13 protein-coding genes are annotated in these 14,838 nt (G+C 60.5%); 12 read left to right on the forward strand and 1 reads right to left on the reverse strand.

Features of this window, described 5'->3' with window-relative positions; all coding sequences use genetic code 11:
• Positions 1-56: 56 nt before the first annotated feature.
• Entirely contained in the window at positions 57-503 is a 447-nt protein-coding gene (locus I2G20_RS06590; protein ID WP_196258908.1) for a universal stress protein, read from the forward strand.
• A gap of 87 nt (positions 504-590) precedes the next feature.
• On the opposite strand, the gene I2G20_RS06595 is transcribed toward I2G20_RS06590, so the two are convergent.
• Positions 591-1,346, reverse strand: coding sequence for a dienelactone hydrolase family protein (locus I2G20_RS06595; RefSeq protein ID WP_196258909.1), 756 nt, complete (start codon positions 1,344-1,346; stop codon positions 591-593).
• A gap of 911 nt (positions 1,347-2,257) precedes the next feature.
• Between I2G20_RS06595 and I2G20_RS06600 the strand changes: the two genes are divergently transcribed.
• The 11 genes from I2G20_RS06600 to I2G20_RS06650 all read left to right on the forward strand — a co-directional run bounded on the left by I2G20_RS06600 (position 2,258) and on the right by I2G20_RS06650 (position 14,833).
• Complete coding sequence (locus I2G20_RS06600; RefSeq protein ID WP_196258910.1) at positions 2,258-4,225, forward strand: ATP-dependent nuclease; 1,968 nt, start codon at positions 2,258-2,260, stop codon at positions 4,223-4,225.
• A 1,264-nt stretch (positions 4,226-5,489) separates the two neighbouring features.
• On the forward strand, positions 5,490-5,879 hold the full coding sequence (gene rpsF, locus I2G20_RS06605) for a 30S ribosomal protein S6 (RefSeq protein ID WP_196258911.1): 390 nt from the start codon (positions 5,490-5,492) through the stop codon (positions 5,877-5,879).
• A gap of 20 nt (positions 5,880-5,899) precedes the next feature.
• On the forward strand, positions 5,900-6,154 hold the full coding sequence (gene rpsR / locus I2G20_RS06610; RefSeq protein WP_207747564.1) for a 30S ribosomal protein S18: 255 nt from the start codon (positions 5,900-5,902) through the stop codon (positions 6,152-6,154).
• A gap of 89 nt (positions 6,155-6,243) precedes the next feature.
• On the forward strand, positions 6,244-6,825 hold the full coding sequence (gene rplI, locus I2G20_RS06615; RefSeq protein WP_196258912.1) for a 50S ribosomal protein L9: 582 nt from the start codon (positions 6,244-6,246) through the stop codon (positions 6,823-6,825).
• A gap of 220 nt (positions 6,826-7,045) precedes the next feature.
• On the forward strand, positions 7,046-8,539 hold the full coding sequence (locus tag I2G20_RS06620) for a replicative DNA helicase (RefSeq protein ID WP_196258913.1): 1,494 nt from the start codon (positions 7,046-7,048) through the stop codon (positions 8,537-8,539).
• 29 nt (positions 8,540-8,568) lie between these two features.
• The gene (gene alr / locus I2G20_RS06625; protein WP_196258914.1) at positions 8,569-9,702 is read left to right on the forward strand and encodes an alanine racemase; all 1,134 of its coding nucleotides are present in this window, start codon (positions 8,569-8,571) and stop codon (positions 9,700-9,702) included.
• Positions 9,703-9,782: 80 nt separating this feature from the next.
• On the forward strand, positions 9,783-10,331 hold the full coding sequence (locus tag I2G20_RS06630) for a DUF1697 domain-containing protein (RefSeq protein ID WP_196258915.1): 549 nt from the start codon (positions 9,783-9,785) through the stop codon (positions 10,329-10,331).
• Complete coding sequence (gene radA / locus I2G20_RS06635) at positions 10,332-11,729, forward strand: DNA repair protein RadA (RefSeq protein WP_196258916.1); 1,398 nt, start codon at positions 10,332-10,334, stop codon at positions 11,727-11,729. It begins immediately after the preceding gene.
• 140 nt (positions 11,730-11,869) lie between these two features.
• The gene (locus tag I2G20_RS06640; protein WP_196258917.1) at positions 11,870-12,457 is read left to right on the forward strand and encodes a CvpA family protein; all 588 of its coding nucleotides are present in this window, start codon (positions 11,870-11,872) and stop codon (positions 12,455-12,457) included.
• A gap of 161 nt (positions 12,458-12,618) precedes the next feature.
• On the forward strand, positions 12,619-14,100 hold the full coding sequence (gene purF, locus I2G20_RS06645) for an amidophosphoribosyltransferase (protein ID WP_196258918.1): 1,482 nt from the start codon (positions 12,619-12,621) through the stop codon (positions 14,098-14,100).
• 1 nt (position 14,101) lies between these two features.
• Positions 14,102-14,833, forward strand: coding sequence for an SDR family NAD(P)-dependent oxidoreductase (locus I2G20_RS06650; RefSeq protein WP_196258919.1), 732 nt, complete (start codon positions 14,102-14,104; stop codon positions 14,831-14,833).
• Positions 14,834-14,838: the final 5 nt, after the last annotated feature.

Here is a 14,838-nt window from a genome sequence, read left to right on the forward strand (position 1 = left end):
GCTGCGGCGACGTATTCAAGGGTTCATAGGAGCGGCAATTGCTCAGGAGGCTGGCCATGTATTCCCATATACTGTTGACGACCGATGGTTCGGAACTCGCCGCCAAGGGCGTCGAACACGGGCTGGTGCTCGCCAAGGTGCTCGGCGCGAAAGCCACGCTGCTGCTCGTCAACGAGCCCATATCGCTTTCGGATCTGCAAGCGGCGGCCAATGGCGGAGTCGCCAACCCGCTCGATCGTTACGAGGAACAGATGGAGGCCCGCTTCCGGAAGATATCGGCGCCGACCGAAGAAAAGGCCCGCGCACTCGGCGTTCCGCTGCAGGTTCTGCGCGAGACGGAGAATGTGCCGGCCGAAGCCATAGTGCGCGCCGCCAAGGAGCATGGCATCGATCTGATCGTCATGGCGTCGCACGGCCGCCGGGGCCTGAGCAAGCTTCTGCTCGGCAGCCAGACCGCCGAGGTTCTCGTGCGCACGACCACCCCCGTGCTCGTGGTGCGCTGAAGGCAAACGTCCTTGCGTCCTATTCGGGGTGGAAAGCGGGCAGTCGGCTCTTAGCCTGGCAGATCGCGAAGCTGCCCTTTTAGAGGCTTACTCGGCCATCTCTTGCAAGTATTGGTCGACATGCTCACTCCAAAGCGCAGGCTTGAACATCAGTGCATGGCCCATCGGTGCTGCTACAAATTTTCCTTGCCCGCCCGCAGATTGGAACCTGTCAAAATTCCCTCGGCAATGCGCTATCCGGTAGTACTGATCGTAGCTGCCATGCAGCCATAGGGTCGGAATACCGGCACGTGCGCCACGCTCGAAAAGCAGTGGATTGACGATTTCATGGCTCGGGCAACCCCTCCCCAGCCATCCCCCGTTGAAGTTGATCGAGCCGCGAAACGTGTTCGGCCTCATCCCGGTATATGCGATGGCCAATATGCCGCCGCGTGACACGCCCCCGATAACCAGCCGTTCCTGGTCTACGTCGGATCGGCTGCGCAGATGGCTGACTACGGCATCGATGTCCTCAGCGGCTCGCTCGAAGCCCGAGACCGCGATATCAACGTCGCAGGAATAGCCAGATCCATCTGTAGCAAGACCTTCACCGTATCCCCCGCCAGATTTTCCCCTTCCCCGCCGTTGAGGGAACAGTGCCATCCATCCCCTCTCCACGAAGTAGTTTGCCACGACCGCAGGAGCGACCGTTCTAGAATAGAGGGATTTGTTCTGCCCCCTTCCGGTCGAGCCATGGTTAAACACGACAGCTGGATGAGGACCTTCGCCCTGGGGCCTCGCGGTAACGATCTCCAAACGAGCGCCAGGCTCCACTGAGGGGATAAAGGATTTTTCAAGTTTCATTGAGCCTGCCCCCTGATATCTGCTTACGTCGCAGATATCATTCCGATCAATCGACCGAAATGGGGTCGACTCCTGCCAATCTTCGATCACGGCACACCGCGCGACCCTATCGGCTTGAACGGGGTGGAGAGCGGACGGGCAAGTTTCAGGCGACTACGCCGGGAAAGCTGCCCTTCACATGGCCCACGAGCTTCGTCGGTGATGATGCCTCATGGAATAGTTGGTCGGCTTCGAGTATGCTCCACCCATGGCTTTCTCTAACCCTCAAGTATACATGAAAGAATTGGTCGGGCCGCTCTGCCGTCGCCTTGAAGCGGAGCCGACCGCCTACGACCTCGCCATTTCATCCTGCATCATTCTGTACCACTTCGCGGATGTGGTGGCCCACGTTCGGGGCCGTACAGTACATGACGTCTCGGAGGAGATCGCGGCGAAGGTCCCCGATTTCCACACGATTCGGGCCATTGCCAACGCAGGCAAGCACGTCGAGCTAACCCGCCATCCGAAGTCCGGACTGGTGGGACTTCGTGCTGAGCACCTGGTTAGGGGAAAGGGGGCAACATTTTTGCGACGGATCCTATTTGGTAGGCAATGTCACTTGGTCCGACATGCCTGAGGCGGTCGTTGTGAAAACGCCGGATGGTCAACTGCACGATGTGCCAAACCTGTGCGCGCGCGTTTTCAGAGCCCTCTGCTCCCACACCGAGCTTTTCCAAGTCTGACGCGCAGATACGCCATTCCAGCAAATACTCTTACCGGCGGCCATCGGTTGGTCGGTGTTGATTTCCTGCCGATCTTCCCACTTGACTGATCAGAATAGGTCAGCAGGTCGTAAGTCTTGCCGTTCGACTTCTGTTCCTTCATAGATGCTGTGGGCAAATACCGACCGGCAAAGAAACAGGGGGCGTGAGATGAAGCTGAAGCAGTTCAGAGTCCGCGAGTTCCGCAGCATCTGGGACTCGGGGAAGATTGAGGTCGATAATCAGACCACCTGTTTCGTTGGGAAAAACGAGGCGGGCAAGACCACAATCTTAGACGCGCTGTATCGGACGAATCCAATTCGTGCGAAGGACGCAGTTTTTGATGAAACCTATGATTATCCGAAGCGTGAGGTGGAGGACTACCGTTTCGCAGTCGAGAAGGGTGAGCGGGACGAGGCTGTCGTCGTAAGTTGTACTTACGAACTTGAGCAGAATGATTTCGACGCGATAAGCGAAGTTTTCGGACCTAAAGCCTTTATCGCGCCGACCTTCACCCGCGATTGCTACTACGGCAAGAATTCCAGCATGGGCTACCTCAGTTGCGACGAAGCGGCTGCGCGGAAGCACCTTGCCAACAATTCAGCTCTGACGGACGATTTGAAGGCCCAGCTACTTGGAGCGGCGGACTGGCAGGCATTTTCCACGGCGCTCGATGAGGCAGAGGCTACCGACGCTGTCACGGCGCTCAAGTCGCTCGTCGCCAAGGTGATTAAGAGCGGAAGCGTTCGTTCTTACATCTATCACAATCTGATTTGGCCTCGGGTGCCAAAGTTCCTTTACTTCGATGAGTACTATCAAATGGAGGGCCAAGCCAACCTGAATGCCCTCATCACGCGCGAGGATAGTGGAGACCTTCTGGATTCGGACTACCCACTCATCGGACTCATCAATCTCGCCCGCCTCGACCATCGCAAGCTCGTGTCCACCAACAACACGACCGAACTCAAGAACAAGTTGGAGGGTGCGGGCAACCACCTAACCCAACGCATCGTTAAGTACTGGTCGCAGAATCGGCACATTCAGATGCGCTTCGACGTGCGCGATGCCCGCGCCGAGGACCCTGAGGGCATGCGGGAGGGTGTGAATGTCTGGGGCGAGGTTTACGACACCGTGCACTGGGCCACGACCCCGCTGCGGAATCGCTCGCGTGGGTTTGTCTGGTTCTTCTCGTTCCTCGCTTGGTACGAAGATGTAAAGCGTAAGGGTGAGAACGTGATTCTGCTTCTCGATGAGCCTGGCTTGTCGTTGCACGGCCGCGCCCAAGCCGACCTATTGAGGTACTTCGACGCTGAGTTGTCGGGACACCAGCTTCTCTACACCACGCACTCACCGTTCATGATCGACTCGACCAAGTTCGGGCGCGTGCGCATTGTGCAGGACTTGGGAATCGACGCCACTGAAGCCCTGCCCAAAGATGAGGACGGGACAAAAGTGCTGGCTAACGTGTTCGACGCCACGGACGACAGCCTGTTCCCGTTACAGGGTGCTCTGGGGTACGAAATCCAACAGACTCTATTTATAGGCCCCAACTCACTGGTCGTAGAGGGCGTCGCCGATATGCTCTACCTCCGCGCAGTGTCTGCACAGCTGGAGCGTGAAGGTAGGACTGGCTTGTCGGAGGACTGGGTCATCACTCCGGTGGGTGGAAGCGGCAAGGTCCCGACGTTCGTTGCCATGCTTGGCTCCCAAAAGGGCATGAACGTGGCCACGCTGCTGGACATTCAGAACAGCGACAAGCAGCTCATCGAAGACCTCTACAAGAAGAAGCTGCTCACCAAGAAGCAGGTTTCGACCTACGCCGACTTCACCGGTACCGTCGAGGCAGACGTGGAGGACATGTTCGACCGTGCCTTCTACATCGACCTGGTGAACGGGGAGTTCGTTGGGCAACTGCCTGAGAAGATCACTAAGACCAAGCTAAACGCGAAGGAGCCTCGCACCCTGCGGGCCATTGAGGCTTGGTTGGCGGACAATCCGATGAAGTCCGGCTCCTTCGGGCACTACCGCCCGGCGCGCTACTTCACCGAGCAGCTAGACAAGCTGTGGCCCAAGGTTTCAGACGAAACGAAGGACCGCTTTGAGGCGGCGTTCAAGCATTTGAACGGGCTGCTGCGTTAGCAGCTAAAGAACGACGGCTTTCGGACAGCCGTCAGTGATCACGGGATGACAGAGATTGCGTCGAAAGCGGAAACCAGTACAACGCAACAATTCTTATCCCCGCCCTCTCCACTCGCGCCATACTGCCCTCACGACCCCGCGCCGAACGCATGCGCAACGAACGTGTGGCGGGAGGTTGGATGGAAGGGTTCAGGGCGGATTACCCCCTGGGCCGGCCCAGACAACCGCGTCGGTCCGGGTCCGATGGGAGTCGTCCCAGCGGAGGTCCAAAGCGGACGGATGGCCGGATGTGGATAACATGTGAGGGGTGCGGGCCAGAAGAACGGTCCCGTGTGACTCTCCCACGTCGCACCGGGGAAACCCGGAGGGGCAGCGGGAGCCATTGGCTCCCAACAATCCCCAGCCCGAGCAAGCCGCCATAAGCCTAAAATCCCGGATGCCTGGGGCGATGATCGCTTCATACTAGACTAAAAGAGTGCGGAGCGTTCATCGCCCCATGCCTGTTCGACTGCCATCATCCCCCGAGGCTCAACGCCATCGGGCGCTTGGACGCGCCTGCATGAGAGGCCCCCCCATTTCCCACCCCTCGTCATCCTCGGGCTCGACCCGAGGACCCATGAGGTGCCGCAACAACGCAGAGGAGCGCCAACTGTTTGCCCACAAGCCCTCCACCCCACTGCCGTCATCCTTGGGCTCCGCCCGAGGACCCGCCATGCGGCTCCAGCATCAGGGAGGACACGCTTCCACCGGTGCAAGCGAAACCATTGCGGACCCTCGGGTGGAGCCCAAGGATGACGATTTGAGTTTTAGGCCACGAATGGAGACAATCGATGCCGCAGTACGGGAAGGAGGAGCATCGCGACGACCCCGTGCAGAGCCTGCCCTCGGGCGCGACCCGAGGGTTTTCGCGCGCCCCGTCGGAGGGCCAGTGAAAGTCATAGGGCGCAGCCCGCCGGCGCGAGGCCAAAAGATCGAGCCCGTCATGATTTTCTCGGTGCGGCCCGTGAGACAAAACAACATGCGACAGAACACCCCCAGTTTCTCCTTGCCTTCCGGCCCTCTCCGCTATACACACCGCCTCGTATTCGTTTGGCCGGGGGCTGAACGGAGGGTTCGGCTTTGCCGGATAAGACCTTTTGGATTTGGGTCTGGCCTCCCGTGTTCCCGCTCTTGAAGTAGAACCTTTGCTGCCTTTTCCGAAGGCTTCAAAGAGGCTCCGCGCCGATGGGTACGTGTTGATTCAACGCTTGAGGAAAGGCTTTCCATGCCCCTTTACGAGCACATCTTTCTGTCGCGCCAGGACGTGTCCGCGCAGCAGGTTGAAGATCTGACCAAGACCTATACCGACCTTCTCGCTGAAAACGGCGGCAAGGTCGCCAAGTCGGAATACTGGGGCGTCAAGTCGCTCTCGTACCGCATCAACAAGAACCGCAAGGCGCACTACACGCTGCTCAACATCGAAGCCCCGGCTGCCGCCGTTGCCGAGATGGAGCGCCAGATGCGCATCAATGAAGACGTGCTGCGTTTCATGACCATCCGCGTGGATGCCCATGAAGACGGCCCGTCGGTGATGATGCAGAAGCGTGACCGTGACGACCGTCCCGAGCGCGGTGGCCCCGGTGGCGACCGTCCGCGCGGCCCGCGCCGTTTCTAAGGCCTGAGGAGTACTGACACATGGCTATTCGTGATCTCACCACCTCGCAGGCCCGCCGTCCTTTCCAGCGCCGCCGCAAGACCTGCCCGTTCTCGGGCGCCAACGCGCCGGCCATCGACTATAAGGATGTCCGCCTGCTTCAGCGTTATGTTTCCGAACGCGGCAAGATCGTGCCTTCGCGCATCACCGCCGTTTCGGCCAAGAAGCAGCGTGAGCTGGCCCGCGCCATCAAGCGCGCCCGCTTCCTGGGCCTCCTGCCCTACGCCGTGAACTAAAGCGGCGTCATCCGTTGGGGATGCGGAATGGTCTGCATCCTCTAACCGTTCCTCCCAAAACAGGAGCGGGACAGCATTGGAGAAATACAATGAAAGTTATCCTGCTTGAACGCGTCGGCCGCCTCGGCGGTATCGGCGACGAAGTATCCGTAAAGGACGGCTTCGCCCGCAACTTCCTGCTTCCGCAGGGCAAGGCGCTTCGCGCCTCGGAAGGCAACCGCGCCAAGTTCGAGACCGAACGCCAGACCATCGAAGCCCGCAATGCCGAGCGCCGCTCGGAAGCGGAAAAAGCCGGATCTTCGCTCGACGGCAAGACTGTCGTCATGGTCCGTCAGGCTGGCGAGACCGGCCAGCTTTACGGCTCGGTTTCTGCCCGCGACATCGCCGACGCGCTTGTTGCCGATGGCGAGAAGGTCGAACGCAACCAGATCGATCTCGGCGCGCCGATCAAGACCGTTGGCCTGCATATCGTGGCCATCCAGCTGCACGCCGAAGTGACCGTTTCGGTTACCGTCAACGTCGCCCGCTCGGCGGATGAGGCGGAACGCCAGGCAAAGGGCGAAAACCTTGCCCGCAAAGACTATAACGACGAGGAAGAGGCTTTTGTCTCCCTCGCCGATATGGACGAGGACGAGTACGCTGCGGCCGAAGAAGAAGAGCCTGCTGCGTAGGCTTTGAAGCCAACCGACACAATTTGAGGCCGGACTGCCAAGTCCGGCCTTCTTTTTTGTCCGAATTATCCCCATAATTCCCACTGGCTTTCCACCGAGTCGAATTTGCCGTGGTGGATCAAAATTTTCGCCTTGGAATCACCCGGATTCGAGCTTGGCGATTGCAAGCCCAAACCATCGCGTTAAGACCTTTTTAACGCATCAGGACACCGACACCACCATGGAAGCTGTAAGGCGGCTTGCGCCCGTACCGACCGAATCTGAGCCGAAATACAAGGTTGCCCCGCACAACATTGAGGCGGAGCAAGCGCTTCTGGGCGCGATCCTGGTCAACAACGAGGCGTTCTACCGTGTGTCGGACTTTCTCGAGCCCGGACATTTCTACGAAGCCATTCACCGCGATATCTACGAAGTTTGCGGCAAGATCATAAGAACGGGCAAGACCGCCACCCCTGTCACCGCCAAGACCTATCTGCCCGACGACCTCATCGAGGGCGTAACGATGGCACAATATCTCGCCCGGCTGGCGGCAGAAGCCACGACCGTGCTCAATGCGGCCGATTATGGCCAGGCCATCTACGATCTTGCGATCCGCCGCAACCTGATCCTCATTGGCGAGGAGGTCATCGACAGCGCATACAATGCCGAGGTCGAAACCACCGCGACCAAGCAGATCGAGGAAGCCGAAAAGCGGCTTTTCGACCTCGCGGAAAAGGGCCGCTACGACGGAGGCTTCCTGGGCTTCAGCCAGGCGCTGACCGAAGCCATCAACATGGCGGGCGAAGCGTTCAAGCGCGACGGCTCGCTTTCCGGCACCGCGACAGGCTTGACCGATCTCGATCGCCTCATGGGCGGTCTCCAGCGTTCGGACCTTATCATCCTCGCGGCGCGTCCCGCGATGGGGAAGACTTCGCTCGCGACCAATATCGCGTTCGCCGTTGCCCGCGCCTACAAGGCCGAGCCCCTGCCCGATGGCCACATGAAAACCGTCAATGGTGGCGTAGTCGGCTTTTTCTCGCTCGAAATGAGCGCTGAGCAGCTGGCGACCCGTATTCTGGCAGAGCAGGCAGAGATTTCTTCCTCAGATATCCGACGCGGCAATATCCATGAGAGCCAGTTTGCAAAGCTCATGGACGTTTCCCAACTCATGCAGCAGGTGCCGCTCTTTATCGACGATACGGGCGGCATCTCCATTGCCCAGTTGGCGGCACGCGCGAGACGTTTGAAGCGCCAAAAGGGCCTCGACCTGTTGATTGTCGATTATCTGCAACTGCTTTCCGGATCATCGCGAAAGGCCAACGAAAACCGCGTGCAGGAGTTGACCGAGATCACCACCGGTCTCAAGGCACTCGCCAAGGAACTCGAGGTGCCCATCATCGCGCTCTCCCAGCTTTCCCGTCAGGTCGAAAGCCGCGAGGACAAGCGCCCGCAACTGGCTGACCTTCGTGAATCGGGCTCGATCGAGCAGGACGCCGACGTCGTATTGTTCGTTTACCGTGACGAATACTACCTCAAGAACAAGGAGCCCAAGGAGGGCACGCAGGAGCATCTTGAGTGGCAGGCCGAGATGGAAAAGATCCACGGGCGGGCCGAAATAATCATTGCCAAGCAGCGCCACGGCCCCACCGGCACCGTTCAGTTGCATTTCGAAGCGAATCTGACACGCTTCTCGAATCTGGCGCGCGAGGATTATCTCCCCACACGGCATGATTGATGGCGCTTATGCGCAGTCTTTGAGGGCGAATGGCAACCAACCAGACAATTCTCGGCGGCGGAATAACCGTCGATCTGGGGGCGATCACACGTAACTGGAAGGCGCTCGACAAGGTATCGGGCGGTGCCTTGACCGCTGCGGTGGTCAAGGCTGATGCCTATGGGCTGGGCCTGGAGGCAGTTTCGCGCACGCTCTACAAGGCCGGGGCGCGTTTTTTTTTCGTGGCGACGCCTGATGAAGGTGTAGCGCTGCGAGCAGCTTTGCCGCGGGCACACATCTTCGTCCTCGACGGGCTCGTGCCGCGCACCGCGGCCGACTATTCGGCGCACAACCTGATGCCGGTGCTGGCCTCGATGGGGCAATTGACCGAATGGCTCGATTTCTGCCTCAACCGGAGCCAGGCTGCTCCCGCAGCGCTGCACTTCGATACCGGATTCAATCGCGTCGGCTTTCGGCTCAAGGAGGCCGAACTGGTCAAGCGCGAGATTGAGCAGACCCGGTTCGAACCGCAGATGATCATGAGCCACTTTGCGTGTGCGGACCAACCCAGCCACGAGATGACCCGCAAGCAGAATGGGCTCTTTCAGGGCATTCTCAACCTTTTCCCCGATACGCCGGCATCGCTCGCCAATTCTGCGGGGCTGATGGCCTCAAAGGATTATCACTATCACATGGTCCGCCCCGGCATTGCGGTCTTTGGTGGGCGGGCGGTCAACGGGCGGGCCAATCCGATGGCGCCGGTCATCCGCATGGAGGTGCCGATCCTGCAGATCAAGGAAGCGCGGATTGGAGAAACCGTGGGTTACGGTGCCCTGCATCGCCTCGTGCGCAATACGCGGCTCGCAATCATTGCAATCGGCTATGCAGACGGATTCACCCGCGCGCTTTCAGGGATCGGCGGCCAGATGGGCGGCAAGGTCGCAATCAATGGCGCCCTTGCCCCGGTGCTCGGCCGCGTATCGATGGACATGACCGCCGTCGACATCACGGACGTCCCAGGCTTCATCCAGCCGGGAGATTTGGTCGAAATCCTCGGCTCCACCATCGGCATCGACGATGTTGCCGACGCATCGCGCACAATAAGCTACGAGGTGCTGACATCGCTTAACGGGCGCTTTCCGCGGCGCTACGAAAACGTGCCGGATGGCATTTCGGTCGAATGATGTTCATATTTTGTTCTTGACGAAGTAGAATTCGTTCCTATGGTGCGGCAAAGGAATCTCGGTCTGGAGGCGGTATAGCGATGGGCGCGTACGTCGTCTTGCTGCGCGCAATCGGCCCGATGACGCACAAGGTAATGTCAATGGCGGACTGGCGGGCGGCGTGCGAGGCCGAAGGGTTCGGGGCCCCGGAAACCTATGTCGCGACTGGAAACATGATCGTCGAAAGCGGGAAGACGCTTGCAGAAATGACTAAGGCCATGAACCGGATCGTGCGGCAATTGGGGCTTGGCGAGAACAACAACGCCATCGTGCGCAAGCCCGGTACATTGAAGGATATTCTGAGATCGGATCCCTTCCCCGATGCTGCGGCGCAACGGCCGGAAAGGGTGGGCGTCTATTTCTTTTTCGGTGCGCGGCCCGATTTCGGCTGGATTGGGGATCATGAGGGGCCTGAAAGAATTCATGTCCAGGGAATGCACCTCATCGTCGATTATGGCGAGGACCACACGCAGAGCCTCCGGCTCCCCCGGATCATCGAAAAGCGCTCGGGGGTTGTGACTGCGCGTAACTGGAACACGGTGCGCGGACTGGCCGAACGGTGTGCCGCCCGCGGCGGCGCGGGGCGCTGAATGGCCAAGGCGCGCAGCACCTATATCTGCCAGATGTGCGGCAACATCACCCCCCGCTGGGCGGGGCGGTGCGAGGCCTGCGGGGAGTGGAACACGATTGTCGAGGAAATCGCGTCCTCAGGCGTCGGCGCCGGTCCCAAGGCGGCGGTTTCATCTGGTCGTCCGGTGGAACTTGTGGCGCTTTCGGGCGAAAGCGAGGATGCCATCCGCATCGTCAGCGGTAATGGTGAACTCGACCGCGTGCTGGGCGGCGGGTTCGTCATGGGATCGGCTATTCTCGTCGGCGGCGATCCGGGAATCGGCAAATCCACCCTGCTCCTGCAAGCGGCGGCCGCGCTGGCGCGGCAAGGCAAGCGCGTCATCTACATCTCCGGCGAGGAGGCTATCGCACAGGTGCGCCTGCGTGCTTCGCGGCTGGGCGTCGCAGACGCACCAGTGGAACTGGCCAGCGAAACCCATGTCGAGACGATCCTTGCAACCATAGAAGAGGGTGATGCGCCCGACCTCGTCATCATCGATTCGATCCAGACCTGCTGGACAGAACGCGTCGAGAGCGCGCCGGGTACCGTGACCCAGGTCCGCACCAGCGCGCAGGCCTTGACCCGTTTTGCCAAGAAGTCCGGGGCCGCGGTCGTGCTGGTAGGGCACGTCACCAAAGACGGGCAGATCGCAGGCCCGCGCGTCGTCGAGCACATGGTTGATGCGGTGCTTTATTTCGAGGGCGATACCTCATTGACCTACCGTATCCTGCGGGGGGTCAAGAACCGCTACGGCGCGACCGACGAGATCGGCGTCTTCGAGATGGCGGGCTCGGGCCTGCGCGAAGTGCCCAATCCTTCCGCACTTTTCCTCGACCAGCGCGACAGCGGCGCAGCAGGATCGGCCGTTTTCGCTGGCGTGGAGGGCACACGCCCCGTGCTCGTCGAAATCCAGGCCCTCGTCGCTCCCTCCCCCCTCGGCACGCCCCGGCGGGCGGTGGTCGGGTGGGATTCCGCTCGGCTCTCGATGGTGCTGGCTGTGCTTGAAACCCGATGCGGGGTGCGGATCGGGGCGAACGATATCTATCTGAACGTAGCGGGCGGGTTGAAGGTCAACGAGCCGGCGGCCGACCTTGCCGTCGCAGCCGCGCTCATCTCCTCCCTCACAAACGCCCCCCTTCCTGCTGATGCGGTGTATTTCGGTGAAGTCAGCCTTTCTGGCGGCATCCGCCCGGTCGTTCACGCAAATCTCCGCATACGCGAAGCGGCCAAGCTGGGCTTCGGTTCGGTCCACACCGCCCGTCTCGGTCGGGCCGATCGTGCCGACGGCGTGGCCATCAATGAGTTTTCCGCGCTCGCCGAATTGGTGGGGCGCATCGCCGCCAATCGCCGCCCCCAGGTCGCAGGGGATGAGGACTAGCGGTCCGTTCGCTACAACGTGGGCAGAGGGCGCCCACCGGGACGAACTGATTTCCCTTGCATAATTCCAAGCAAACGCTTGGCTTTGACACATTTAGCCGCTAAACGGAGCCAATTCCGGAGTTGGTGGAGACATCCCCTATGCTGACCGCTTTCGACATCGGTGTCGGTATCCTTGTTCTGGTCTCGGCTCTGCTGGCGACGACGCGCGGATTGACCCGCGAAGTGCTTTCGCTCATCACATGGGCCGGCGCGGCAGCGTTTGCCGCCTACATGTTCTTCTACCACCCCGATATTGCGCGCCAGTATATCACCCCTGATATCTGGGCGGATGTGGCCACGGCCGTGGCGAGCTTCCTCGTCGCGCTCATCGTTCTGCACCTGCTTACCATGCGGATCGCGGACTGGATTACCGATAGCCGGCTGGGGCCGCTCGACCGTACGCTCGGCTTTGTGTTCGGCGCGCTGCGCGGCATCCTGATCGCCGTCGTCGTCGTCATTTTCGGCAAGTGGCTCCTGGGCACCAACCTGCCGGATTGGGCTGCGCAGGCGCAAACCCTGCCGACGCTCGAAAGTCTCGGAGACCGGCTCATCGCGCTCTTGCCCGAAAACCTCGAGGAGCAGGTCAACGATATCCTGCAGCGCGGTGTCGCGCCGGAAGATGGCGTTCCCCCGGTGCCGAGCGAGACGATTGTCAATGAGGAAGGCGCCAACGATCCGCAGGCCTGATACGCGACCTGTGGCCTTTGGTCACCCTCGCGTGATGGGCGCAAGTCTTCCGCCGTGTTATGTTGACTTGACGGGCAGCGGGGCGTAATCCCCGCGATAAATATCAGTCCTCGCCAGCCACGGTGGAAACTTTGAGCCAGCCTCACGCGACGACAGACAAAATGACCGGCCTCGATCTCGAAATGAACGGCGACACGCTGCGCGAAGAGTGCGGCGTGTTTGGCATTTTGGGGCATGAAGACGCCGCTGCCCTTACCGCACTTGGGCTCCATGCCCTCCAGCATCGCGGGCAGGAAGCGGCAGGCATCGTTTCATTCGACGGTTCACGTTTTTCCTCCGAACGCCACCTTGGGCTTGTCGGCGACAAGTTCACAGATGCCGCAACGCTCTCACGCCTCCCCGGCAACATCGCCATGGGCCATGTGCGCTATTCGACGACCGGCGAGACCGTGCTGCGCAACGTGCAACCGCTGTTCGCAGAACTCGAAGTCGGGGGCATCGCCATTGCCCATAACGGCAATCTCACCAACGGGCTCTCGCTGCGCAAGCGGCTGATCGCGCAGGGCGCCATCTGCCAGTCCACGTCGGACACCGAAGTGGTGTTGCACCTCATCGCGCGCTCGCAGCGCAGCGGTTCGGCCGACCGGTTTATCGATGCGCTCGGCGCCGTCGAGGGCGCTTACGCGATGGTCGCCATGACGCGTACCAAGCTGATCGGCGCGCGCGACCCCAACGGCATCCGCCCTCTGGTCTTGGGCGATCTCGACGGCAAGCCGATCTTTGCCTCCGAAACCTGCGCCCTCGACATCATTGGCGCCAAGTTCGTGCGCGATGTCGAAAACGGCGAGGTGATCGTCTGTGAAATCCAGCGCGACGGCGAGATCACCATCGACAGCTTCAAGCCCTTCAAGCCCCGCCGTGAACGGGTATGCCTGTTCGAGTATGTCTATTTCGCCCGACCGGATTCGGTCGTAGCCGGGCGTTCGGTTTATGCCGCGCGCAAGAACATGGGCATCAACCTCGCCAAGGAGGCGCCCGTCGAGGCCGATGTCGTGGTTCCGGTGCCCGATGGCGGCACACCCGCCGCACTCGGATACGCGCAGGCGTCAGGTATTCCCTTTGAATATGGCATCATCCGCAATCACTATGTGGGGCGCACCTTCATCGAGCCGACACAGTCGATCCGGGCGCTTGGCGTCAAGCTCAAGCACTCCGCAAACCGTGCTGAAATCGCCGGCAAACGCGTCGTGCTGGTCGACGATTCCATCGTGCGCGGTACCACCTCGCTCAAGATCGTCCAGATGATCCGCGATGCCGGGGCGAGCGAAGTTCATATTCGTGTTGCCAGCCCCATGATCTTTCATTCGGACTATTACGGCATCGATACGCCCGACCCCGAGAAGCTGCTGGCCAACCAGTATGCGACGTTGGAGGAAATGGGCCGGTATATCGGCGCCGATTCCCTGCAGTTCCTCTCCATAGACGGACTTTATCTCGCGGTGGGCGGCGAGAAGCGGAATCCCAAGACCCCGCAGTTCACAGACCACTATTTTACTGGCGATTATCCGACGCCGCTTACCGATCTCGAAGGGCGCGACAAGAGCGACCCCAAGAGAGTCTCCATGCTGAGAGAAGCCGTATAATATGACCGAGCAAAAAGACTTGGCCGGCCGCGTGGTGCTGGTCACCGGGGCCTCGAGAGGGCTCGGCTATGCCGCCGCCAAGAACGCCGCAGCACGCGGCGCGCACGTGATCGCGATTGCGCGTACGGTGGGAGGGCTGGAGGATCTCGACGACGAAATCCAGGCGCTTGGCTCTTCGACGACCCTGGTTCCGATGGACGTAACCGATGGCGATGCCGTTGACCGGTTGGGCGCGGCGATCTTCGAGCGCTGGGGACATCTGGACGGGTTGATCGGCAATGCGGGTGTGTTGGGTGTGCTTTCGCCTTTGCCGCACATTGCACCCAAGGAGTTCGAGAAGGTCTTTGCAGTCAATGTCGGGGCCAATTACCGCCTGATCCGCTCGCTCGATCTGCTCCTGCGCCAGTCAGATGCCGGGCGCGCAGTTTTCATCTCATCGGGCGCTGCGCTGTCGGCGAAACCCTATTGGGGCCTTTATGCCGCTTCCAAGGCCGCTCTCGATGCAATGGTCAAGAGCTATGCTGGTGAAATGGCCATAACCAACGTCAAGGTCAACATCTTCTATCCAGGCCAGGTGCGTACGGCGATGCGTGCCAAGGCGATGCCCGGGGAGGATCCGGCCACCCTGCCCTCTCCCGATGAGATCGCGCCCAAGATGGTCGACCTCGTTTCCCCAGCCTACACAAAGACCGGGATGCGCGTGGACGTCCTCAAGGACGAAGAGCCGCTTTAATCGCG

The organism is Pelagibacterium limicola (assembly GCF_015694405.1).
GTDB classification, from domain to species: Bacteria; Pseudomonadota; Alphaproteobacteria; order Rhizobiales; family Devosiaceae; genus Pelagibacterium; species Pelagibacterium limicola.

What these genes read in the sequence shown, in the direction of transcription:
- I2G20_RS06590 (WP_196258908.1), top strand. Translation starts at nt 57, where the DNA reads ATGTATTCCCATATACTGTTGACGACCGATGGTTCGGAACTCGCCGCC.
- I2G20_RS06595 (WP_196258909.1), bottom strand. Translation starts at nt 1,346, where the DNA reads ATGAAACTTGAAAAATCCTTTATCCCCTCAGTGGAGCCTGGCGCTCGT.
- I2G20_RS06600 (WP_196258910.1), top strand. Translation starts at nt 2,258, where the DNA reads ATGAAGCTGAAGCAGTTCAGAGTCCGCGAGTTCCGCAGCATCTGGGAC.
- rpsF (WP_196258911.1), top strand. Translation starts at nt 5,490, where the DNA reads ATGCCCCTTTACGAGCACATCTTTCTGTCGCGCCAGGACGTGTCCGCG.
- rpsR (WP_207747564.1), top strand. Translation starts at nt 5,900, where the DNA reads ATGGCTATTCGTGATCTCACCACCTCGCAGGCCCGCCGTCCTTTCCAG.
- rplI (WP_196258912.1), top strand. Translation starts at nt 6,244, where the DNA reads ATGAAAGTTATCCTGCTTGAACGCGTCGGCCGCCTCGGCGGTATCGGC.
- I2G20_RS06620 (WP_196258913.1), top strand. Translation starts at nt 7,046, where the DNA reads ATGGAAGCTGTAAGGCGGCTTGCGCCCGTACCGACCGAATCTGAGCCG.
- alr (WP_196258914.1), top strand. Translation starts at nt 8,569, where the DNA reads ATGGCAACCAACCAGACAATTCTCGGCGGCGGAATAACCGTCGATCTG.
- I2G20_RS06630 (WP_196258915.1), top strand. Translation starts at nt 9,783, where the DNA reads ATGGGCGCGTACGTCGTCTTGCTGCGCGCAATCGGCCCGATGACGCAC.
- radA (WP_196258916.1), top strand. Translation starts at nt 10,332, where the DNA reads ATGGCCAAGGCGCGCAGCACCTATATCTGCCAGATGTGCGGCAACATC.
- I2G20_RS06640 (WP_196258917.1), top strand. Translation starts at nt 11,870, where the DNA reads ATGCTGACCGCTTTCGACATCGGTGTCGGTATCCTTGTTCTGGTCTCG.
- purF (WP_196258918.1), top strand. Translation starts at nt 12,619, where the DNA reads ATGACCGGCCTCGATCTCGAAATGAACGGCGACACGCTGCGCGAAGAG.
- I2G20_RS06650 (WP_196258919.1), top strand. Translation starts at nt 14,102, where the DNA reads ATGACCGAGCAAAAAGACTTGGCCGGCCGCGTGGTGCTGGTCACCGGG.